The organism is Methylobacterium litchii, assembly GCF_038442315.1.
GTDB classification, from domain to species: domain Bacteria; phylum Pseudomonadota; class Alphaproteobacteria; order Rhizobiales; family Beijerinckiaceae; genus Methylobacterium; species Methylobacterium litchii.
On sequence record NZ_JBBXMY010000010.1, the window covers coordinates 125388 to 145080 of the forward strand.

Annotated in this window: 19 protein-coding genes; 17 read left to right on the top strand and 2 right to left on the bottom strand. The window is 70.0% G+C overall.

Annotation, left to right across the window (positions count from 1 at the left end; genetic code table 11):
• Position 1 precedes the first annotated feature (1 nt).
• The 4 genes from AAHF99_RS18225 (at position 2) to AAHF99_RS18240 (ending at position 3546) form a co-directional block, all read left to right on the top strand.
• Entirely contained in the window at positions 2 to 463 is a 462-nt protein-coding gene (locus tag AAHF99_RS18225) for a response regulator (protein ID WP_342165922.1), read from the top strand.
• Complete coding sequence (locus AAHF99_RS18230; RefSeq protein ID WP_243956715.1) at positions 445 to 2184, top strand: hybrid sensor histidine kinase/response regulator; 1740 nt, start codon at positions 445 to 447, stop codon at positions 2182 to 2184. Before AAHF99_RS18225 ends, AAHF99_RS18230 begins: the two co-directional genes overlap by 19 nt.
• Positions 2185 to 2228: 44 nt before the next feature.
• Positions 2229 to 2753 (top strand): peptide-methionine (S)-S-oxide reductase MsrA, encoded by a 525-nt coding sequence (gene msrA, locus AAHF99_RS18235; protein WP_459558954.1) that lies wholly within the window; start codon positions 2229 to 2231, stop codon positions 2751 to 2753.
• Positions 2754 to 2997: 244 nt separating this feature from the next.
• A complete protein-coding gene (locus AAHF99_RS18240; RefSeq protein ID WP_342165991.1) occupies positions 2998 to 3546 on the top strand; it encodes an SAM-dependent methyltransferase in 549 nt (182 codons plus the stop codon).
• Between the two features lie 4 nt (positions 3547 to 3550).
• Here the strand turns inward: AAHF99_RS18240 and AAHF99_RS18245 are convergent, their stop codons facing one another.
• Positions 3551 to 4852, bottom strand: a complete 1302-nt coding sequence (locus AAHF99_RS18245) for an APC family permease (protein ID WP_342165923.1) — start codon at positions 4850 to 4852, stop codon at positions 3551 to 3553.
• Positions 4853 to 5100: 248 nt separating this feature from the next.
• Between AAHF99_RS18245 and AAHF99_RS18250 the strand changes: the two genes are divergently transcribed.
• The 4 genes from AAHF99_RS18250 (at position 5101) to AAHF99_RS18265 (ending at position 10014) form a co-directional block, all read left to right on the top strand.
• A complete protein-coding gene (locus tag AAHF99_RS18250) occupies positions 5101 to 5379 on the top strand; it encodes a hypothetical protein (RefSeq protein WP_342165924.1) in 279 nt (92 codons plus the stop codon).
• Between the two features lie 288 nt (positions 5380 to 5667).
• The gene (locus AAHF99_RS18255) at positions 5668 to 7821 is read left to right on the top strand and encodes a TonB-dependent receptor (RefSeq protein ID WP_342165925.1); all 2154 of its coding nucleotides are present in this window, start codon (positions 5668 to 5670) and stop codon (positions 7819 to 7821) included.
• A gap of 1 nt (position 7822) precedes the next feature.
• Complete coding sequence (locus tag AAHF99_RS18260) at positions 7823 to 9373, top strand: PepSY-associated TM helix domain-containing protein (protein ID WP_342165926.1); 1551 nt, start codon at positions 7823 to 7825, stop codon at positions 9371 to 9373.
• A gap of 122 nt (positions 9374 to 9495) precedes the next feature.
• Complete coding sequence (locus tag AAHF99_RS18265) at positions 9496 to 10014, top strand: cysteine dioxygenase (RefSeq protein WP_243956528.1); 519 nt, start codon at positions 9496 to 9498, stop codon at positions 10012 to 10014.
• A gap of 8 nt (positions 10015 to 10022) precedes the next feature.
• Here AAHF99_RS18265 and AAHF99_RS18270 read toward each other — a convergent pair whose 3' ends face one another.
• Positions 10023 to 10484 (bottom strand): Lrp/AsnC family transcriptional regulator, encoded by a 462-nt coding sequence (locus tag AAHF99_RS18270; protein WP_243956526.1) that lies wholly within the window; start codon positions 10482 to 10484, stop codon positions 10023 to 10025.
• 355 nt (positions 10485 to 10839) lie between these two features.
• Here AAHF99_RS18270 and AAHF99_RS18275 point away from each other — a divergent pair, with 355 nt between their 5' ends.
• The 9 genes from AAHF99_RS18275 to AAHF99_RS18315 are packed head-to-tail and all read left to right on the top strand — an operon-like array spanning position 10840 to position 19638.
• Entirely contained in the window at positions 10840 to 11601 is a 762-nt protein-coding gene (locus tag AAHF99_RS18275) for a GntR family transcriptional regulator (protein ID WP_342165927.1), read from the top strand.
• Positions 11598 to 12365: an ABC transporter ATP-binding protein gene (locus AAHF99_RS18280; protein WP_342165928.1), complete on the top strand. Its 768-nt coding sequence runs from the start codon at positions 11598 to 11600 to the stop codon at positions 12363 to 12365. Before AAHF99_RS18275 ends, AAHF99_RS18280 begins: the two co-directional genes overlap by 4 nt.
• Positions 12359 to 13174, top strand: coding sequence for an ABC transporter permease (locus tag AAHF99_RS18285; RefSeq protein ID WP_342165929.1), 816 nt, complete (start codon positions 12359 to 12361; stop codon positions 13172 to 13174). The genes AAHF99_RS18280 and AAHF99_RS18285 overlap by 7 nt, the downstream gene beginning before the upstream one ends.
• A gap of 55 nt (positions 13175 to 13229) precedes the next feature.
• Entirely contained in the window at positions 13230 to 14210 is a 981-nt protein-coding gene (locus AAHF99_RS18290; protein WP_342165930.1) for an ABC transporter substrate-binding protein, read from the top strand.
• A gap of 31 nt (positions 14211 to 14241) precedes the next feature.
• Positions 14242 to 15258, top strand: coding sequence for an SDR family NAD(P)-dependent oxidoreductase (locus AAHF99_RS18295; RefSeq protein WP_243956517.1), 1017 nt, complete (start codon positions 14242 to 14244; stop codon positions 15256 to 15258).
• Positions 15259 to 15291: 33 nt separating this feature from the next.
• Entirely contained in the window at positions 15292 to 15711 is a 420-nt protein-coding gene (locus tag AAHF99_RS18300) for a PaaI family thioesterase (RefSeq protein WP_243956516.1), read from the top strand.
• Positions 15708 to 16508, top strand: coding sequence for a VOC family protein (locus AAHF99_RS18305; protein WP_342165931.1), 801 nt, complete (start codon positions 15708 to 15710; stop codon positions 16506 to 16508). The genes AAHF99_RS18300 and AAHF99_RS18305 overlap by 4 nt, the downstream gene beginning before the upstream one ends.
• Positions 16505 to 18022 (top strand): class I adenylate-forming enzyme family protein, encoded by a 1518-nt coding sequence (locus AAHF99_RS18310; protein WP_342165932.1) that lies wholly within the window; start codon positions 16505 to 16507, stop codon positions 18020 to 18022. The genes AAHF99_RS18305 and AAHF99_RS18310 overlap by 4 nt, the downstream gene beginning before the upstream one ends.
• Complete coding sequence (locus AAHF99_RS18315; RefSeq protein WP_342165933.1) at positions 18019 to 19638, top strand: gamma-glutamyltransferase family protein; 1620 nt, start codon at positions 18019 to 18021, stop codon at positions 19636 to 19638. The genes AAHF99_RS18310 and AAHF99_RS18315 overlap by 4 nt, the downstream gene beginning before the upstream one ends.
• The last annotated feature ends 55 nt before the right edge of the window (positions 19639 to 19693 follow it).

The window sequence follows — 19693 nt, forward strand, 5'->3', positions numbered from 1 at the left end:
CATGGCCGGACTGAAGCCGTTCCTCCTCGTCGAGGACAACCCGAACGACATCGAGTTGACGCTCGCCGCGCTGGAATCGAGCAACCTCGCCAACGAGATCATCATCTGCCGCGACGGGGCGGAGGCGCTCGACTTCATCTACCGGCGCGGCTCCCACGAGGGACGGCAGGCGCAGGATCCGGCGGTCGTGCTGCTCGACTTGAAGCTGCCCAAGGTCGACGGGCTGGAAGTGCTCGCCAAGATCAAGGGCGACCCGGCCACGCGCGGCATCCCGGTGGTGATGCTCACCTCCTCGCGGGAGGAGACCGACGTGGTCCGCTCGTACGACCTCGGGGTGAACGCCTTCGTGGTGAAGCCGGTCGGGTTCGATGAGTTCTTCGCTGCGATCAAGGATATCGGGGTGTTCTGGGCGCTCCTGAACGAGCCGCCGCCGCACCGGGGAGGCTGGCCATCGAACGCGTAATCGGACCTTCCGCCGGTCCGCTGCGTATCCTCCACCTGGAAGACAGCGACCTCGACGCGGAACTCATCGAGGCGGAACTGGACAACCTCGGCCACCCGTTCGTGATCGAGCGGGTGATGACGCGCGAGGAGTTCGCGGCCACGGCCTGGCCGGGGCGCCACGACATCATCCTGGCGGATTACGTCCTGCCGACCTTCGACGGCGTCAGCGCGCTCGGCATCGCTCGCGAGCAATGCCCCGACATCCCGTTCATCTTCTGCTCCGGCACCCTCGGCGAGGACGTGGCCGTCGAGGCGCTGAAGAACGGCGCCACCGACTACGTGGGCAAGCAGCGCCTCGACCGGTTGTCCCGCACCATTGTCCGGGCGCTCGCCGAGGCGCGGGCCAGGGCCGACAAGCGGGCGGCCGAGGAGGCCCTGCAGGCGCTGAACGAGACCCTGGAGGCGCGCATCGTCGCGCGCACCCGCGAACTGGCCGAGACGAACGCCGAGCTTCAGCGCCAGATCGGCGAACGGGAGCGGGCCGAGGAGGCGCTGCGCCTCAACCAGCGCCTGGAGGCCGTCGGGCAGTTGACCTCCGGCGTCGCGCACGACTTCAACAACCTGCTCACGGTGATCGCCGGGAACATCGAGTTCCTGGAGCGCGCGGTCTCCGACGACCGGTCGAAGCGCCGGCTCGCGATGATGAAGGGGGCGGCGGACCGGGGCGCGAGGCTCACGGCGCAGCTTCTCGCCTTCTCCCGGCGCCAGCGGCTGGAGCCGACCCCGGTCGGCCTGAACGACACCGTCGCCTCGATGCGCGACCTGCTGCAGAGCTCGATCGGCGGCGCGGTGCAGATCGAGACGACGCTGCAGGCCGACCTCTGGCCGGCCCTGGTCGACGCGACGCAGATCGAACTCGTCATCCTCAACCTCGCCATCAACGCCCGCGACGCGATGGCGGTGGGCGGCCGCCTCACCATCGAGACCGCCAACGTGACCGTCACCGGCGCGCCGAGCCGTCCCGAGCAGCCCCAGCCCGGGGAGTACGTGATGGTGGCGGTGAGCGACACCGGCACCGGCATGCGGCCGGAGGTGCTCGCGCGGGTGTTCGAGCCGTTCTTCACCACCAAGGAGGTCGGCAAGGGCTCGGGCCTCGGGCTCGCGCAGGTCTTCGGGTTCGTGAAGCAATCGGGCGGCGGCATCCGCATCGACACGGTGCTCGGCGAGGGCACGTCGATCAAGGTCTACCTGCCCCGGGTCGAAGGCGGCGGCTCGGCCGCCACCGAGAAGGCCAAGGCCGTCGATTGCGCCCTGGCTCACCCGCCGGGAAGCCGCCCGACCCTCCTCGTCGTGGACGACGACGCGGAGGTGCGGGAGGTCACCGTGACGCGCCTCACCGAGGTCGGGTACGCGGTGCGCGAGGCGGCCTCGGGGCTCCAGGCCCTGGCCGCCCTGGAGGCCGACCCGTGCGTCGACCTCGTGGTGCTCGACTTCGCCATGCCGGGCATGAACGGGGCCGAGGTCGCCATCGAGATCCGCAAGCGCTGGCCGGGGATGCCGGTGCTGTTCGTCACCGGGTTCGCAGACACGACGGCCCTGACGCTGGCCGGCGCCAGCGGCTCCGACGCGGTCGTCCTCAAGCCGTTCCGGCAGGGCGAGCTCGAACGCAAGGTCGCCACGGCGCTGGAGGCGCGTCCGGTGGCCGGGCTCCGCCTCGTCTCCGACCGGGGAAAAGCCTGACCGGCGACCCCATATAACGGGGACGTGCAGAGCGAGGAGAGGACATGACCATGCAGACCGAGAGGGCCGTGCTGGCCGGTGGGTGCTTCTGGGGCATGCAGGACCTGATCCGGCGCCAGCCGGGCGTGGTTTCGACCCGCGTCGGGTATACGGGCGGCGACGTGCCGAACGCGACCTACCGCAACCACGGCACCCATGCGGAGGCCATCGAGATCGTCTACGATCCGGCCCGGACGAGCTTCCGGCGCATGCTGGAATTCTTCTTCCAGATCCACGATCCCACGACGCCGAACCGCCAGGGCAACGACCGGGGCCTGAGCTACCGCTCGGCGATCTACTTCACCGACGACGAGCAGCGCCGCGTCGCCGAGGAGACCATCGCCGACGTCGATGCCTCCGGCCTCTGGCCGGGGAAGGTCGTGACCGAGCTGGCACCGGCCGGGCCGTTCTGGGAGGCCGAGCCGGAGCATCAGGATTACCTGGAGCGCCGGCCCGACGGTTACACCTGCCATTTCGTCCGGCCGAACTGGGTCCTGCCCGCCCGCGCCCCCGCCGTGCAGGGGGCCTGAGGCACCGAGGGGGGCGGCAGGAACTGTCCCCCTCACCTGGGGTTGCCCTCTCGGACCGTGGCTGGCGCCATCTTGTGTCTCGTGGGGGTGTCTCGTGCGTGACCGCGAACCACTCTCACGGCGCGTCCTGCTCCAGTCCGCGAGCGTGGCCGCCACCGGCACCCTCCTCGGGATACGCGGCGCCGCAGGCGAGGCGCCGACCGGTCGGCGGCCGACGACTCTCGATCCCGATTACTTCAAGGGCATGTACGCCACCGAATCGGACCCGTGGAAGTTCGCCACGAGCCCCTACGAGCGCGCCAAATACGCCGCCACTCTCAAGGCCCTGCCGCGCCCCCACTACACGTCCGCCCTGGATGTCGGCTGCTCCATCGGCGTGTTCACCCATGAGCTCTGCCCGCGCTGCGATGCGCTGATCGGGCTCGACGTGGTGCCCTCGGTGCTGGCGGAGGCGCGGGCGCGCTGTGCCGATTGCCCGAACGCGCATTTCAGCCTCGCCGCCGTTCCGGGCACATGGCCAGACGGGCGCTTCGACCTCATCGTGATCTCGGAGGTGGCCTATTATCTCGACCGCCCCGACCTCGCCCGCCTCGTCGCCCGGGTCGAGGGCGCGGTCCTGCCCGAGGCGGACATCGTGCTGGTCCATTGGCTCGGCGTCACCCATTACCCGCTCTCCGGCGACGACGCGGCCGAGGGCTTCATCGCGGGCGCACGCGGCTTCGCGCGGGTCCTGACGCAATCGCGAACCGCCGAGTACCGCCTCGACGTGCTGCGGGTGACGAAGCCGGCCTGATCGATCACCGCCGCTCGGCGCGGCGGGAGACGCCGTACAGCGCCAGGCCGAGGAGCATCACGGCGAGGCCGCCGAGCGATTGGATCGGCCGCGCGGTGACGAGGTAGGCCAGCATGAACGCGGTCACGCCGAGGAAGACGAGCGGCGTGACGGGATAGCCCCAGGCGCGATAGGGCCGTGGCAGGTCCGGCCGCGTGATCCGCAGCTTGATCAGGCCGAGCACCGCCAGGAACGAACACAGGATGAGGCCGAACTGGATGAAGGCCAGAACCGCCGCGTAGCTCTGCGTCAGCAGCAGGAGGCTCGCCACGCCGCATTGGAGGAGGACCGCGCGCACGGGCACGCCGTGGCGGGTGCGGCGGGCGAAGACGCGCAACAGCCGCACATCCTCGCCCATCGTGACCGTCACGCTGGGGCCGATCCACATCATGGCGCCGATCGTCGGGATCAGGCCGACGCAGATCACCGCGCCGACGACCCGGCCGCCCTCGGGGCCGAAGACATGCCGCCCGCTGATCATCGCGACGTCGATCTGCCCGGCGAGTTCGGGCAGTGGGGTGGTGCGCAGGAACACCGCGTTCAGGGCGACGTAGAGCACGATCACGAGGCCCGTCCCGAGGAACAGAGCCCTCGGCAGGGTATAGGACGGGTCGGCCAGATCGCCCGCGATGTAGGTCGCGGCGTTCCAGCCCGAATAGGCGTACATCACGAAGACGAGGCTGACGGCGAAGCCGGCGGTGAAGACCTGCGCCGGATCGAACGCGCGCGGCGAGAAGCTGATCGGCGCCCCGCCTTCCGCAGCGAAGCCGGCGCCGATGAAGGCCACGATGAGCAGCAGCTTCAACAGCGTCGCGCCGGTCTGGAACGCCTCCCCGAAGCGCCCGCCCGTCAGGCGGATGGCGGTGACGGCCCAGATGACTGCGAGCCCGAGGGGGAGCGGCGGGGCCGCCGGGTGGAAGGCCTTCGCGTATTGGCCGAACGCCATCGCGGCCAGCGCTACGGGGGTCGCGAAGCCGACGGTGCCCGAGAGCCAGCCTGCCATGAAGCCGAGGGCCGGGCCGTAGGCGCGGGTGAGGAAGTTGTACTCGCCGCTGGAGCGGGGAAACATGGTCGCCAACTCGGCGTAGCTGAACGCCCCGCAGAGCGCGACGAGCCCGCCGACGCCCCACAAGAGCAGCAGCCCGAAGCCGGACGGGACGTCCGTCACCTGAAACCCGAGGCTGGTGAACACCCCGACGCCGATCATGTCGGCCACCACGAGGGCCGTGGCCGCCGGCGTCTTCACGCCCTGGGACAGACACGCCATCGCGGTCCCCTCTTCTCACGCGGCAACCGGTGATCGCGGGCCGGGTTCGGCCGAAGGGCTCCCGTGCGACGAATGGCCAGTTGGCCCCACGGCGCGGGCGGCGGCGAAGCGCTGTGCGTTTTTGCCCCAAGCCTCCGGCGATCTGCGGAGGCGCCTGCGGACCTAGTTCCCTCCGCAAACCCGTTTGCCGGCCGGCTTCCGTTCTCGGCCAGCCGGCGCCCGATCCTTCGTCGTCCGAGGCTCACGCCATGCGCATTCTTCCCGTCGGCCTGTTCACCCTCGCCCTGATGGCGACGCCCGCCCTCGCCTTGAGCGCGGGGGATTCGATGCAGGATTGGGCGGGAGCCTCCGCGGCGGACAAGGAGGCCCTGTTGCGCAAGCTGGACGCGGCGAGCGGCGGGGATGCCGCCCGTGAGCGCGTGCGCTCCTGCCTCGACGACACGTCGAGGACGACCGGCCACGGAAGCCTGCCGATCTCCGAGGTGGCGAAGGCCTGCTCCGAACAGGCGGCCCGCGAAAACATCTGATCACCGCCGGGCCCCGTGAGCCCGGCGGCCGAACTACAGTTTGATATTAGAATAATTCCTCTTTGTTGCTTGCATAACACTTGCTCACACGAGCGTGATGTTTGGCCTTGTTCACGGTTCCGTGATGCCGTAACGCCGAAGGAGATGATCGATATCCGCGATACATTAGTCAGTTTCTAAACTGGCGAATTGGCGATCGCTGCGATGTTCGAAGAATTTCTTCAGGGCACGGTGATGCGTAAGTTCGAGTCTGTCCTTGGCGACACTTCCACGCGTGTCGCGATCGGCGTGGCATCACTGGGGCTGGGTTGGGCAGGTCTGGCTCTCGACGTGGCCGCGCAGGAGGCCGTCGTGCTCGATGAACTGTCCGTCGCGAGCGTGGCGGGCAGTAATGGCCGGGCTGGCCAGGGCGTTGGACTTCAGAAGGACTTGCCGGCGCCCTATGCCGGCGGACAATTCGCGCGCGGCGGATCGCTCGGGATCCTCGGCACGCGCGATGCGCTGAACACCCCCTTCAGCACCGTGAACTTCACCCAGCAGGTCATCCGGGATCAGCAGGCGCGAACCGCCGCCGATACGCTGGTCAACGATTCCTCCGTCCGTCTCACCACCGGCAGCAACGGGTTCGACGACACGTTTCAGATCCGCGGCTTCCCGGTCCAGGCGCAGGACGTCGGGTTGAACGGCCTCTACGGTCTGGTCTCGTCCAACCGCGTCGCGGCCCAGTACATCGAGCGGATCGAGGTGCTGAAGGGGCCCGGCGCGTTCATGTACGGCATTCCGCCGGGGGGCAGCGTCGGCGGCAGCATCAATATCGTCACCAAGCGCGCCCTCGATCTGCCGCTCCTCCAGGTCACGCCGCAATACATCAGCCCCGGAAACTTCGGCGTTCATGTCGATGCCAGCACCCGCGGCGGCGAGAACAAGGAATGGGGCATCCGCTTCAACGGCCTGGGCCGCACCGGGGAAGCCTCGATCGACGGCGGCAACTGGCAGACCGGCCTCGGCGCGGTGGCGCTCGATTACCAGGGCGAGCGGCTGCGCTGGGCGCTCGATATCATCACCCAGAACGACGATACGAAGAACTTCCGCCCGCAGATCACCCTGCGTTCGGACATCCCGTTCATCCCGTCCCCACCGGATGCGCGCGGCAACTGGTATCCCGGAACGCAGCTCCAGCAACGGGACAACACCGTCGCCACCTTCCTCGAATACGACCTCACCGATTGGCTCACGGCCTACGGCGGGATCGGCTATCGCGCGGGCTCGAACCGGCAGACCTTCCCGGATTCGCGCGTCGCGGGGTTCACGAGCGGGGCCGATGCCCTGGGCAACTTCCGGCTCGTCAACGGATACTACGATTCCTACAGCAGCTCCGTCAGCGGCAATGTCGGGCTGAAGGCGCGCTTCGACACCGGGTTCATCAATCACGCCCTGAACGTGGTGTTCACGGGGTTCAGCCGCGAGGAAGGCTTCGCCTACACCGCGAACACCGCCGCCGAATCGGTCCCGTCGAACATCTACCGGCCGGCGCCGCTGCCCGTGGTGCGCGGCGCCCGCCTCGACCCGCGCCGCTCGGCGGACACGACGCTCACCAGCGTCGCCGTGGCGGACACGATGTCGTTCCTCGACGAGAGCGTCCTGCTCACGGCCGGCGTGCGCTACCAGATGGTGAACCAGCTCGCCTACAACACGACGACCGGGGCACGGACGAGCGAGTACGATGCCGACGCCACCTCGCCGCTGGCCGGCATCGTGGTGAAGCCCTGGCAGAACGTGGCCGTCTACGCGAACTACGCCGAGGGCCTCACCTCGGGCACGATCGTAGGCCCCGGATACACCAACACCGGCGCGATCCTCAGCCCCTTCAAGTCCGATCAGCAGGAGGTCGGCGTCAAGATCGACTGGGGCGCCATCACGACGACGGCGGCCCTGTTCCAGATCAGCCGGCCGAGCCAGGTCCGGACAGCCGCGAACACCCTCGCCTACGATGGCGAACAGCGGAACCGGGGATTGGAGGTGTCGGCGTTCGGCGCGGTGCTGCCGAACCTGCGCGGCTTCGCCAGCGCCACCTTCCTGCGCCCCGAACTGACCAAGCCGACCAATCCGGCCGAGCGCGGCAACGACGCCCCCGGCGTGCCCGATCTGACCGTGTCCGCCGGCCTCGAATGGGATACGCCGTGGGTTCCCGGCCTCTCCCTGAACGGCCGGGTGATCTACACGTCCGGCTCCTATCTCACGACCGCCAACCGGCTGCGCTTCCCGGACTGGACGCGGTTCGATCTCGGCCTTCGCTACGCGACGCTCGTGGGTGAGCAGCCGGTCACGCTGCGCTTCAACGTCGAGAACATCGCCGACAACCGCTACTGGCTCACGACCGGGACCTTCGTGACGGTGGCCTCGCCCCGGACGTTCATCCTCTCGGCGTCGGTGAACTTCTGACGTGGGCAAGACCTTCCGCCAATCGATGGCGTGGCTGCACGCGTGGTCCGGGCTCGTCGTCGGCTGGATCCTGTTCGCCGTCTTCGTGACGGGCACGGCGAGCTACTACCGCGCCGAGATCTCGCAATGGATGCGCCCCGAGCTGCGGTATGGCCGGTCCTTCGGCCCGGAAGAGATGGCGGCGACCGCCGAGCGCGGCGTGGCCTATCTCCGGGAGCATGCCGGCGGGGCGCGGACGTGGTTCATCACGCTGCCACGGCCCGAGATGCCGCTGCTGGAGCTGTTCTGGCGGACGGGACCCGGCCGTCCGCCGGGCCACGTCCTGCTCGATCCCGACAGCGGGGCGCCCGCCGAAGTCCGCGAGACCCGGGGCGGCGACTTTCTCTACCGCTTCCACTTCGAACTGAGCCTACCGCCGCTCTGGGGCCGGTGGATCGTCGGCCTGTGCGCGATGATCATGCTGGTCGCCCTGGTTTCGGGGATCGTCACGCATCGGCGCCTCTTCGTGGACTTCTTCACGTTCCGGCGGCGCGCCGACCAGCGCGGCTGGCTCGACGCGCACAACGTGACGGGCGTCCTCGCCCTGCCCTTCCACGTGATGATCACCTACACGGGGCTCGTGACCCTCGCGTCCCTCTACATGCCGTGGGGCGTGAAGGCCGCCTACCGGGGCGACGCCCAGCGCTATTACGTCGAATCCGGCCAGATCACCGCGCCGCGCCCGCCCGCCGGCACGGCCGGCACGCTGGCCCCGGTCGGCCCCATGGTGGTGCAGGCCCTGAGCCGCGTCCCGCAGCCGCTGGAGCGGCTGACGATCGTCAATCCCCGGGATGCGCATTCCGTGGTGGTCGCCGTGTTCGAGGAGCCCCACGGCCTGTCGCACCAGCATCCGCAGGTCGCCTTCCACGGGTCCAGCGGCGAGATCGCGGAGATCCGCGCGGGCGACCTCCGCCCCGCGACCAGGACCTTCACCACGATGGTCGGCCTGCACGAGGCGCATTTCGCCGGTTCGGCGCTGCGGGTGCTGTTCTTCTTGTCGGGCCTCCTCGGCTGCGCGATGGTCGCGACGGGTCTGGTGCTGTGGTCGGTGGCGCGACTGCCGAAGGGGCCCGCCCCCTCGCGGATGCCGTGGTCCCACCGGCTCGTCCACGCCCTCAACGTCGGCACCGTGGCCGGGCTGCCGTTCGCGGTGGCGTGCTACTTCCTGGCGAACCGGCTCCTGCCCGTTGCGATGCCGGGGCGCGCGGAGGCCGAGATCCAGGCGTTCTTCGGCGGGTGGGTGGTGGTGGCTCTCCTCGGCCTGGGCCTCGCCCCGCGCCGCGCCTGGATCGTCGCCCTGGCGACGGTCGCCGTCGCGTATCTCCTCGTGCCCCTCGTCGGCGGCCTGCGCGAGGGCGGTACCATATCGGTCGCCTTCGACGTGATCGTCCTCAGCATCGGAGTTGGATTCGGCTTCGCCGTCCACGCCCTGGCCAAGAGCCGGTTCGACCGGGACGGGCCCGGGCGAACCGGGATCCCCGGCGGGGCCGTCGCGACGCGTGCGTTGAAATGAGATTTCGCGAGACTGCGCTTTCGTCAAACGGCACCGCCGTCTTTGCCTGTCATCCCGTTGGAAATTGAGAGCGATTTGTGCGGCTGCGCGAATAGACTTTTCGCAGCGCACAGGAGATCGCCATGCTCACCCCGGTTGCCGACCCGCGCAAGGCTTGCCTGACCGCCCTGGCCAGGGGCGCCGGCACTTCCTCCTCCGACTATCTCCGTCTCGCGCGCAGGACTCTGGAAGACCTGATGGCGCGGGACGACCTCCTCGCCGGGATCACCCTTCAGCGGAAGCCCGGCGGCTACGCGCGCACCCTGTTGCTCGGCGAGAACGGGATCAGCGTCTGGGCGATCACCTGGAGCCCGGGTTCACGCACCTCGGTGCATGATCACCACTGCTCCTGCTGCTTCGGGGTCTGGAGCGGTGCCCTGCGGGAGGTCTGGTTCCGCGCCCTCAATGAGACCGACGCCGTCGCCACCGGCGAGGCCCTCCGTGAGCCCGGTTCCGTCGCCTGCATGATGCCGAGCGGACCGAACCTGCATCAGATGGTCAATGCCGGGCCGGACGAGGCGATCTCGATCCACGTCTACGGCTTCGATCCCGAAATCCGCGCCTCCTCGATCGAGCGCGAATACCGCATCGTCGCCGGCTGAGCCGCCCCTCACGCCATGTAGATCGTCGGCACGGCCGTCGTGTACTTCATCTCTTCCATCGCGATGGAGGCGGAGAGGTTCGAGAATTCGAGCCGCGCGGTCAGGCGCTGGTACACGGTGTCGTAGGTCTCGATATCCGGCACGACGATGCGCAGGAGATAGTCGATCTCCCCGGTGAGGCGCCACGCGCCGACGATCTCCGGAAAGTCGTCCACCGTCCTGCGGAACGCCGCCGACCATTCGGCCGTATGCCGGGGCGCCTTCACGGCCACGAAAACTGTGATCGGCACGTTGACCTTGCGGCGGTCGACGAGCGCCACCCGGCGGGTGATGACGCCGCTCTCTTCCAGCCGGCGGATGCGCCGCCAGCACGGGGCCGCGCTCAGGCCGACCCGCTCGGCGATCGTCGCCACCGGCAGCGTCGCATCGACCTGAAGCACGTCCAGAATCTTCCGGTCGATCTCATCCATTGTCCCGTGCTCCGCCCAGCATCGCCCGTTCGATCCGCCGCCGCAGCGAGGATGTTCTGCGGCCCCGGCATGATGAAGACGTATTGTCCTCGCGATCTCGGCGAATTGGAATTCTGGTTCTATTTACAGACATCGTGGCACTTGCGCATAAATGAGCCATGGGATGCTCACCGAATGGGCTGAGATGATCAAGCCGTGAGGCTGACCGTCTCTGGTTACTCCGGTCGGGCATCCGTCCCTTGGCCTGCGTTCCATCGTGAAAACGGCCCCCCCGGGCCGGTGTTGGCACGCGACCTGCAATTGGTGAGCCGCTCACAGCACGCTGTGGGAAACTCAAGCGCGATGGCGAGGTGCCATGACGAGCGACGAGGAAACCGGACGGGGCGGCCGGCCGGCCGGCGTGCTCGCCGTCCCGGACGCGACGCGCAAGGCCAACCAGGCCTACGACCTGATGCGGCGGGAAATCGTCTCCTGCCGCCTGCTCCCCGGCACCCGCTTCACCGAGGCCGAGGTGATGGAGCGGTTCGAGATCGGGAAGGCGAGCTGCCGCATCGCCCTGCAGCGGCTCGCGCAGGAAGGGTTCGTCAGCTCGATGCCCCGGCACGGCTACCGGGTCAGCCCCGTCACCGTGAAGGACGTCGATGAGGTCTTCGCCCTCAGGATGGAGCTCGAACCCCTCGCCGCGCGGGGCGCCGCCGGCCGGGTGAACCGGGCGCAGTTGGAACGGCTGGAACAGGCCTGCCGCCGCCGGATCACGGTGGATGTCGGCAACCAGATCGACTTCTTCCTCGAAGCCAACCGCAGCTTCCACATGGCGATCGCGGCGGCGGCGGGGAACGGGCGCCTGTACCGGACGCTGTCCGGCCTCCTCGATGAGATGACGCGCCTCGTCGCCCTCGGCTTCGGCGTGCAGGGCGTGCGGCCGAACATCGAGAACGACCACACGGCGATGATCGAGCACCTTGCGGCGGGAGACGCCGAGAGCGCCGCGCTTGTGGCCCGCCGCCATGTGGAGACCTTCCGCGAGATGACCATGGAGAAGGTCATCGCGAGCCTGCGCGACACGGCGGTCATACCGCCCCGCAGCGCGTCCCAGGCCGAGGGAGGCGAGCGATGAACGCCGTCCAGCTCGACCACGTGAGCAAGTGGTTCGACCGGCGGGAGGGCGCGCCGCTCCACGTGCTCGACGCCATCGACATCGCGATCCCGCAGCACGCCATCGTCGCCCTCCTCGGCGCCTCCGGCTGCGGCAAGAGCACCCTGCTCAACATGATCGCCGGGTTGATCGAGCCCGACGAGGGCGCGGTCCTGCTCGACGGGATCCCCTCGCACGCCTTCCGCGACTGGCGGGCCATGACCTACATGTTCCAAGAGGACCGGCTGCTCCCTTGGCGGACGGCGGCGCAGAACGTCGCCTTCGGGCTCGAAGCCGGCGGCATGGGGCGGGAGGAGCGGCGGCGGCGGGTCGATGAGACCCTGCGCCTCGTGGGCCTCGACGGGTTTCGGGATGCCTATCCGCACGAACTGTCGGGCGGCATGCGCAGCCGCGTGGCCCTGGCGCGCAGCCTCGTCACCGAACCCCGGATCCTCCTCCTCGACGAGCCCTTCTCGAAGCTCGACCCGGAGATCCGCGCGCAGATGCACGGCGAATTGCTGCGCATCGCCGCCCTGCGGGCGATGACCCTGGTCTTCGTCACGCACGACGTGGAGGAGGCCGTGGTGCTGGCGAGCCGCGTGGTCGTCCTGCAGCCGCGCCCCGGCCGGATCGGCGAGGTCCGCGACATCGCCCTGCCCTATCCCCGCGACCCCCTCTCCCCGGAGGTGGCCGAGGAGGTCCGCCGCCTGCGGATCGGCCTCTCGGGCGCGAGGGCCGCATGCTAGTGCGGACCCCTGACCGCCTCGTCCCCCGGACGCGCCCCTCCGGCGCGGGCCGCCGCACGGGGATCGTCCTGCAGCGGCTCGCCCTCATCGGCTTGGCGCTGGCCGTGTGGCAGGTCGCCTCCCTGCGCGCGCCCTCCTTCGTGCTGCCGAGCCCCGCGCGGGTTTGGGCCACGTGGCTGCACCTCGTCGCCTCGCCGAGCTTCGCCGGGGATCTCGGCATCACCCTCGGGCGCATCGGCGCGGGCTTCGCCTTCGCCGCGCTGGTCGGCCTGCCGCTCGGCCTGTTGCTCGGCGCGAGCCGCCGCCTCGGGAGCTTCTTCGAGCCGGTCCTCACGGTGACGAACACCGTCTCCTCCGCGATCTGGGCGATCTTCGCGCTGATCTGGTTCGGCCTGTCGAACTGGACCACGATCTTCGTGGTGTTCATGACGGCGATGCCGCTGATCCTGACCAATGTCTGGCAGGGCACGCGCACCGTCAGCGCCGAACACCTCGAACTCGCCCGGACCTTCCGGATGCCGCGCCGCAAGGTGCTGACCAAGATCTACCTGCCGACGATCCTGCCCTCGTTCTTCGCGGGCGCGCGGCTGGCCATCGGGTTCGGGGCGCGGGTGGTCCTCGTGGCCGAATCCCTCGGGGCCAGCAGCGGCATCGGCTACCGCCTGCGGCAGGCGGCGGACCTTGTCCAGACCGATCAGGTCTTCGCGTGGACCCTGACCCTCGTCGCCCTGATGATCGGGCTCGAAACCCTCGTCCTCAAGCCCGCGGAACAGCGGCTGTTCGTCTGGAAGAAGGCGGCGCAGCCGTGACGGCGCCGCCGCTCGGGAAAACGCCGGTTCGCAACCCAAGCTTACGGAGAGACCCTTGAAACGGATCGGTGTCCTTGCCGCCGCCGCGCTCTGCGCCCTCGGCCTGTCCGGCCCCACGCAGGCCGAGAGCGTTCGCATCGGCTACTGGAGTTCGGGGATCAGCCTCGGCTTCGGCGCCGTGCTGGAAGCCGGGAAATTCATGGAGAAGGAGGGCCTGACGCCCGAATACGTGAAGTTCCCGGATGTGAACGCGCCGACCAAGGCCATGGCCGCCGGCGCCATCGACTTCGCCATCGCCGCCAGCGCGGGCACCTCGCTCAGCGTCACCGCCGACGGCCTGCCCCTGAGCATCGTGCTGGCGACGCAGGTCGCCGACCTCGACTTCGTGGTGCCGGAGGATTCGCCGATCAAGGCGATGGCGGACCTGAAGGGCAAGAAGATCGGCACCTCGCCCTCCGGCAGCGCCACGGCGGCGATCACCTCAGCGATCCTCGAAACCAACTACAAGTTCACGCCGGGTGACTACCAGGGCGTTCCGGGCAACGACCCACGCCTCGCGCAATTCCTTGTCCAGAAGGACATCGACGCCGCCGCCCTGCGCACGGTGACGATCGCCCTCCTGCCCGATGCGAAGCTGCGCCGGATCGGCTCGTTCCGCCAGGAATGGAAGACCCTCACCAAGCAGGACGCGCCGCCCATCCTCGGGGTCGGGCTGATGCGCAACGCCTGGATGGCGCAGAACCCGGACGCGCCGGCCAAGGTCGTGGCCGCGATGCGCAAGGCCTACGCCTTCGGCCAAGCCGACAAGCCGGCGGTCGCCAGGATCCTGCAGGCCTCCGCCAACCTGAGCGGGCCCGATGCCACCGCCTACGCCGCCCTCTGGGACAGCATCTACACCGTGAGCCTGGAGCCGGCGGACATCGCCTCGCTGAAGCGGGAGTTCGAGGTCTTCAAGGCGGTCGGCGCCGTCCAGGGCTCCCTGCCGGACACCGCCCTCGATCCCCGCCCCTACGCGCGGTCGAAGACGATCCCGTAGCCCGCCCCACACCGGAAAAGGACACCCCACGATGACTGAGACGATGAAGGCCCTCGTCCTCGACGCGCACGGCGACATCGATGCGCTCAAGGTCACGAGCGACTATCCGAAGCCCGTGCCGGGTCCGGGGGAGGTGCTGATCCGCGTCGGTGCCTCTTCGTTCAACTATCACGACGTGTTCACGGTGAAGGGCATGCCCGGCATCAAGGTGCCGATGCCGGTGGTGATCGGCCTCGACATGGCCGGGCAGATCGTCGAACTCGGCGAGGGTGTCTCCGACTGGACGGTCGGCGACCGGGTGCTGGTCAACCCGCTCAACAAGGCCAAGGGCCTGATGGGCGAGATGCTCGACGGCGGCATGGCCGAGTATTGCCGCGTCTCCACCGGCCAGCTGATCGCGATGCCGCCGGACGTCAGCTACGCGGACGCCGCCTCCCTGCCGGTGGCCTACGGCACGGCCCACCGCATGCTGATCACCCACAACACGGTGAAGGCCGGCGACACGGTGCTGATCCTCGGCGCCAGCGGCGGCGTCGGCACCGGCTGCGTGATGCTCGCCAAGCAGCTCGGCGCGGAGGTGATCGCCTGCGCCGGCAGCGAGGACAAGATGGCCCGGCTGAAGGAACTCGGCGCCGACCACGTGGTGAACTACCGCGAGACCGACTTCTCGAAATGGGCGATCCAGCAATACGGGAAGCCCCAGCGCCGGACCTACGAGGGCGGCGTCGACGTGGTGATCAACTTCACCGGCGGCGACACCTGGGTGCCCTCGCTGAAGTGCCTGAAGCGAGGCGGCACGCTCCTCGTCTGCGGCGCCACCGCCGGGCACGATCCGAAGGAAGACCTCCGCTACATCTGGAGCTTCGAGCTGAAGGTGATCGGCTCGAACAGCTTCTACGACGACAACCTGTCGGCGCTGATGGACATGATCCAGGCCGGTACCCTCAAGCCGACCATCGACAAGGTCCTGCCCCTCGAACAGGCCGCCGAGGGCCTGCGGATGATCCGCGACCGCGAGGTGATGGGCAAGATCGTCGTCACCCCCTGATCCCGCTCCCGGCCACGAAGGGTCCCCGATACGATGTCCGATACCCCCCTCAGCAAGGAACAGGTCGAGGCGCTGCTGCTGCGCGGCCCGTTCCACCAATGGCTCGGCCTCTCCGTCGTCAGCGTCGGCGAGGGCGAGATCGAACTGAAGGCGACGTGGCGGCCGGAATGGGTCGTCAACGCCGAGCGCGGCTACGTCCACGGCGGCATCCTGGCGACGCTCGTCGACCTCACCGCCGACTGGGCGCTGGTCTCCCGCACCGGCCGGGGCGTCCCGACCGTGGACCTGCGGGTCGATTACCACCGCGCCGCGATGCAGGGCGACCTGACCTGCCGGGGCAAGGTGGTGAAATTCGGCGGCCAGATCTCGGTGGCCGAGGCACAGATCCTCGACGGCGAGGGCCGGCTGCTGGCGAGCGGCCGGGGCGTCTACATGACCGCGCCGGCCAAATGACCGGCGCCGCGGCACCGGGCGGCCTCGACCACGTCGTGGTCAACGTGCTGCGGCGGATGGACGAGGCGGCGGACCTGTTCGCCGCCCTCGGCTTCCGGCTCACGCCGCGCGGCCACCATTCCCTCGGCTCGATCAACCACCTGATGATGGTGCCGGGGGCCTATCTCGAACTGGTCGGCCTGCCCGAGACCGGGCCGCAGCGGCAGGAGCTGAAGGACAGTCCATTCGGCCTGAACGGCCTCGTGGTGGCGAGCGCCGACGCGGACACGACCCATGACCGCCTCGCCGGGGCGGGGTTCGAGGTCGGATCGCCCGTGGCCTTCTCCCGCCCCGTCGCCCTGGACGGGGGCGAGGCCGAAGCACGGTTCCGCACCGTGCGCCTGCCGGCGAGCCTGTTCCCGGCGGGCCGCGTCTACCATTGCCAGCACCTGACGCCGGACCTCGTCTGGCGCCCCGAATGGTTCGCCCATCCGAACGGCTTCACGGCGCTCGACGGCGTGACCGTCGAGAGCCCGACCCCGGAGGCGGAGGCCCGCCTCTACGCCGCCGCCTGCGGCGCGGTGGCCGAGCCCGGCGAGGCCGGGTGGCGCATCCGCCTCGGGGACGCCTCCGTCAATGTGGTGCCGGGCCCCCACGGGCGCTTCGCCGCCCTGACCCTGCGCTTCGCCGACCTCGACGGGATCGAGGCCCGCGCCCGCGCCCTCCCCGGGGCCGAATGGACCCGGCGCGGGAAGAGGGCGGGCGCGCTGACGCTGCCGGCCTTCGGCCTCCACCTCCGGTGCGAGGCGACCTCATGACGGGCGCGGCGACGAATCTCGGCGACCTCGTGGACCGCTCCGGCCCCCCGGACAGGCCGCTGCTCGTCGGGTTCTCCCCGGCGGGGGAGCCCGAGACGATGACCCGCGCCGGCCTCGACGCCCGCGCCGACGCCTTCGCCCGGGGCCTCCTGCGCGGGGGGATCGCACGGGGCGAGCGGATCGCGATCCTCTCCGCCAACCGGCCGGACACCCTCGCGGCGCTCCTCGGCGCGATGCGGGCCGGGGTGGTGCCCGTGCCGGTGAACCACAAGTTCCCGCCCGCGACCGTCGCCGCCGTGCTGGCCGATTGCGGCGCGCGGCTCGTGCTCTGCGACGGCCCGCGCCGGGCGGCCCTGCCGCCGCTGGCACCCGGTGTCGGCCTCGCCGCGTTCGACGGCGAGGGGCCGGAAGGCTTCTCGGCGTGGCTCGATCCCGGCCCGTTCGTGCCGATCACGCCCGAGCCCGACGAGGCGGCCCTGTTCCTGTACACGTCCGGCTCCACCGGACGGCCGAAGGGCGTGCGCCTCAGCCATGCCAGCCACCTCTGGGTGGCGCGGACCCGCGCGGCGGAGACGGACCTGCGCGGCGAACGCCTGCTCGTCGCGGCGCCGCTCTACCACATGAACGCGCTGGCCCTGGCGCTGCTCGTCTGCGCGGCCGGCGCCACGATGGTGCTGCTGCCCCAGTTCGAGGCGCGCAGCTACATCGCGGCCATCGACCGCCACCGGTGCACGTGGCTCACCGCCGTGCCGCCGATGATCGCCATGATGCTGCGGGAGAAGGACCTCCTCGCCTCCTGCGACCTCACGGGCGTGCGGACGGTGCGGATGGGCTCGGCGCCGGTCAACGACACCCTGGCCCACCAGATCCGCGCCCTGCTGCCGAACGCCCGCATCCTCAACGCCTACGGCACGACCGAGGGCGGGCCGATCGTGTTCGGCGACCATCCGGACGGGCTGCCGACGCCCATCGCCTCCGTCGGCGCCCCCCGCCCCGACGTGGCGATCCGGCTCGTCGGGCCCGATGCCCCCGGGGCCGGCGTGCTCCAGATGCGCAGCCCCGCGATCATGCTCGGCTACCACAACCGGCCGGACGTGCCCGTTCCGATCACTCCGGACGGCTTCTACGACACGGGGGACGTGTTCCGCCGGGACGCCGAGGGCTTCCATTATTTCCTGGGCCGCACCGACGACATGTTCGTCTCCGGCGGCGAGAACATCTTTCCCGGGGAGGTCGAACTCGTCCTCGAACGCCACGCGGACGTGCTGCAATCCTGCGTCGTCCCGGTGGAGGACGCGATCAAGGGCACGAAGCCCGTCGCCTTCGTCGTCCGCCGGCCCGGCGCCACCCTCGACGAGGCGGGCATCAAGGCGCACGCCCTCGCCCACGCCCCGGCCTACCAGCACCCGCGCCGGGTGTGGTTCGTCGAGGCGCTGCCCCTCGCCTCGACCAACAAGATCGACCGCGCCACCCTGCGCCTGCGCGCCGAGGCGGCCATGAGGACGCAACCATGACAGCCTTCAACTGGAACCAGGCCTACCCCACGGTGCGCATGCCGATCTTCGGCCGCAACGTGGTGGCGACGTCCCACCCCCTCGCCGCCCAGGCGGGGCTGCGGATGATCTGGAAGGGGGGCAACGCCGTGGATGCGGCCATCGCCACCGCCGCCGCCAAGACGCTCACCGAGCCCTGCAGCAACGGCCTCGGCTCGGACGCCTTCTGCATCCTGTGGGACGGCGAGCGCCTGCACGGCCTGAACGCCTCCGGGCCCGCCCCGGCGGCCTGGACCCCCGAGTACTTCACGCGCAAGCACGGCGGGGCGCGCACGCCCCCGATGCGCGGCTGGGATTCGGTGACCGTGCCCGGCGCGGTCGCGGCCTGGGCGGCGCTCTCCGAGCGGTTCGGCCGCCTGCCCTTCGCCGACCTGATGGAGCCCGCGATCGAGATCGCCGAGCGCGGCTACCTCGCCCCCATCGTCGTGCAGCAGAAATGGGCGGCGGCCGCCGCCCTCCCCTCGCTGGCGGGCCAGCCGGGCTTCGCCGAGACCTTCCTGCCCCGTGGCCGGGCCCCGGAGGTCGGGGAACGGGTGACGATCCCCCACGCCGCCCGGACCCTGCGCGCCATCGCCGAGACCAAGGGCCGGGCCTTCTACGAGGGGGAGATCGCGCAGGCCATCGCCCGGCATGCGGCGGCGCATGGGGGCGCGATGACGGTGGCCGACCTCGCCGCCTTCACGCCGGAATGGGTGGAGCCCCTGGCCAAGGATTACCGGGGCTACACGCTTCACGAGATCCCGCCGAACGGACAGGGCATCGCGGCGCAGATCGCCCTGGGCATCCTGGAGAATTTCGACCTCGCGTCCCTGCCCGTCGACGGACCCGACGCGCAGCACATCCAGATCGAGGCGATGAAGCTCGCCTTCGCCGACACCTACCGCTACGTCGCCGACCCGAGCGGCATGGGCGTCAGCCCGGAGGCGATGCTGGACCCCGCCTATCTCGCCACCCGCGCCAAGCTGATCGACCGGACGAAGGCGCAGGATTTCGGCGCGGGCAACCCCGTGCGCGGGGGCACGATCTACCTCACCACCGCCGATTCCTCGGGCATGATGGTGAGCTTCATCCAGTCGAACTACATGGGCTTCGGCTCCGGGATCGTCGTGCCCGAATGGGGCATCTCGATGCAGAACCGCGGCCACGGGTTCAGCCTCGACCCGGCGAGCCCGAACGTGGTGGCCCCCGGCAAGCGGCCGTTCCACACGATCATCCCCGGCTTCCTGACGCAGGGGGGCACCCCGGTGATGAGCTTCGGAGTGATGGGCGGCAACATGCAGCCGCAGGGCCATGTCCAGACCCTGGTGCGCATGATCGACCACGGCCAGAACCCGCAGGCGGCCTGCGACGCCCCGCGCTGGCGGGTCGCCGACGGGCTGAGCGTGAACACCGAATCCACGATGCCGGCCGCCACGGTCCAATCCCTCGTGGAGCGCGGCCACCACCTCGAGGTGATCAACGACAGCTACCAGGATTTCGGGGCCGGTCAGTTCATCTGGCGGATGGGGGATCCGGCTGAGGACGGCTACGTCGCGGCCAGCGATCCCCGCCGGGATGGACAGGCGGTGGTGTGCTGAGGGCGTGATTGGCGAAGGAGAGGGGGGATTTACCGCCGCATGCTCTATCCCGTTG

What these genes read in the sequence shown, in the direction of transcription:
- AAHF99_RS18275 (WP_342165927.1), top strand. Translation starts at nt 10,840, where the DNA reads ATGACGAGCGACGAGGAAACCGGACGGGGCGGCCGGCCGGCCGGCGTG.
- AAHF99_RS18310 (WP_342165932.1), top strand. Translation starts at nt 16,505, where the DNA reads ATGACGGGCGCGGCGACGAATCTCGGCGACCTCGTGGACCGCTCCGGC.
- msrA (WP_459558954.1), top strand. Translation starts at nt 2,229, where the DNA reads ATGACCATGCAGACCGAGAGGGCCGTGCTGGCCGGTGGGTGCTTCTGG.
- AAHF99_RS18245 (WP_342165923.1), bottom strand. Translation starts at nt 4,852, where the DNA reads ATGGCGTGTCTGTCCCAGGGCGTGAAGACGCCGGCGGCCACGGCCCTC.
- AAHF99_RS18285 (WP_342165929.1), top strand. Translation starts at nt 12,359, where the DNA reads ATGCTAGTGCGGACCCCTGACCGCCTCGTCCCCCGGACGCGCCCCTCC.
- AAHF99_RS18295 (WP_243956517.1), top strand. Translation starts at nt 14,242, where the DNA reads ATGACTGAGACGATGAAGGCCCTCGTCCTCGACGCGCACGGCGACATC.
- AAHF99_RS18250 (WP_342165924.1), top strand. Translation starts at nt 5,101, where the DNA reads ATGCGCATTCTTCCCGTCGGCCTGTTCACCCTCGCCCTGATGGCGACG.
- AAHF99_RS18280 (WP_342165928.1), top strand. Translation starts at nt 11,598, where the DNA reads ATGAACGCCGTCCAGCTCGACCACGTGAGCAAGTGGTTCGACCGGCGG.
- AAHF99_RS18225 (WP_342165922.1), top strand. Translation starts at nt 2, where the DNA reads ATGGCCGGACTGAAGCCGTTCCTCCTCGTCGAGGACAACCCGAACGAC.
- AAHF99_RS18315 (WP_342165933.1), top strand. Translation starts at nt 18,019, where the DNA reads ATGACAGCCTTCAACTGGAACCAGGCCTACCCCACGGTGCGCATGCCG.
- AAHF99_RS18300 (WP_243956516.1), top strand. Translation starts at nt 15,292, where the DNA reads ATGTCCGATACCCCCCTCAGCAAGGAACAGGTCGAGGCGCTGCTGCTG.
- AAHF99_RS18305 (WP_342165931.1), top strand. Translation starts at nt 15,708, where the DNA reads ATGACCGGCGCCGCGGCACCGGGCGGCCTCGACCACGTCGTGGTCAAC.
- AAHF99_RS18240 (WP_342165991.1), top strand. Translation starts at nt 2,998, where the DNA reads ATGTACGCCACCGAATCGGACCCGTGGAAGTTCGCCACGAGCCCCTAC.
- AAHF99_RS18265 (WP_243956528.1), top strand. Translation starts at nt 9,496, where the DNA reads ATGCTCACCCCGGTTGCCGACCCGCGCAAGGCTTGCCTGACCGCCCTG.
- AAHF99_RS18270 (WP_243956526.1), bottom strand. Translation starts at nt 10,484, where the DNA reads ATGGATGAGATCGACCGGAAGATTCTGGACGTGCTTCAGGTCGATGCG.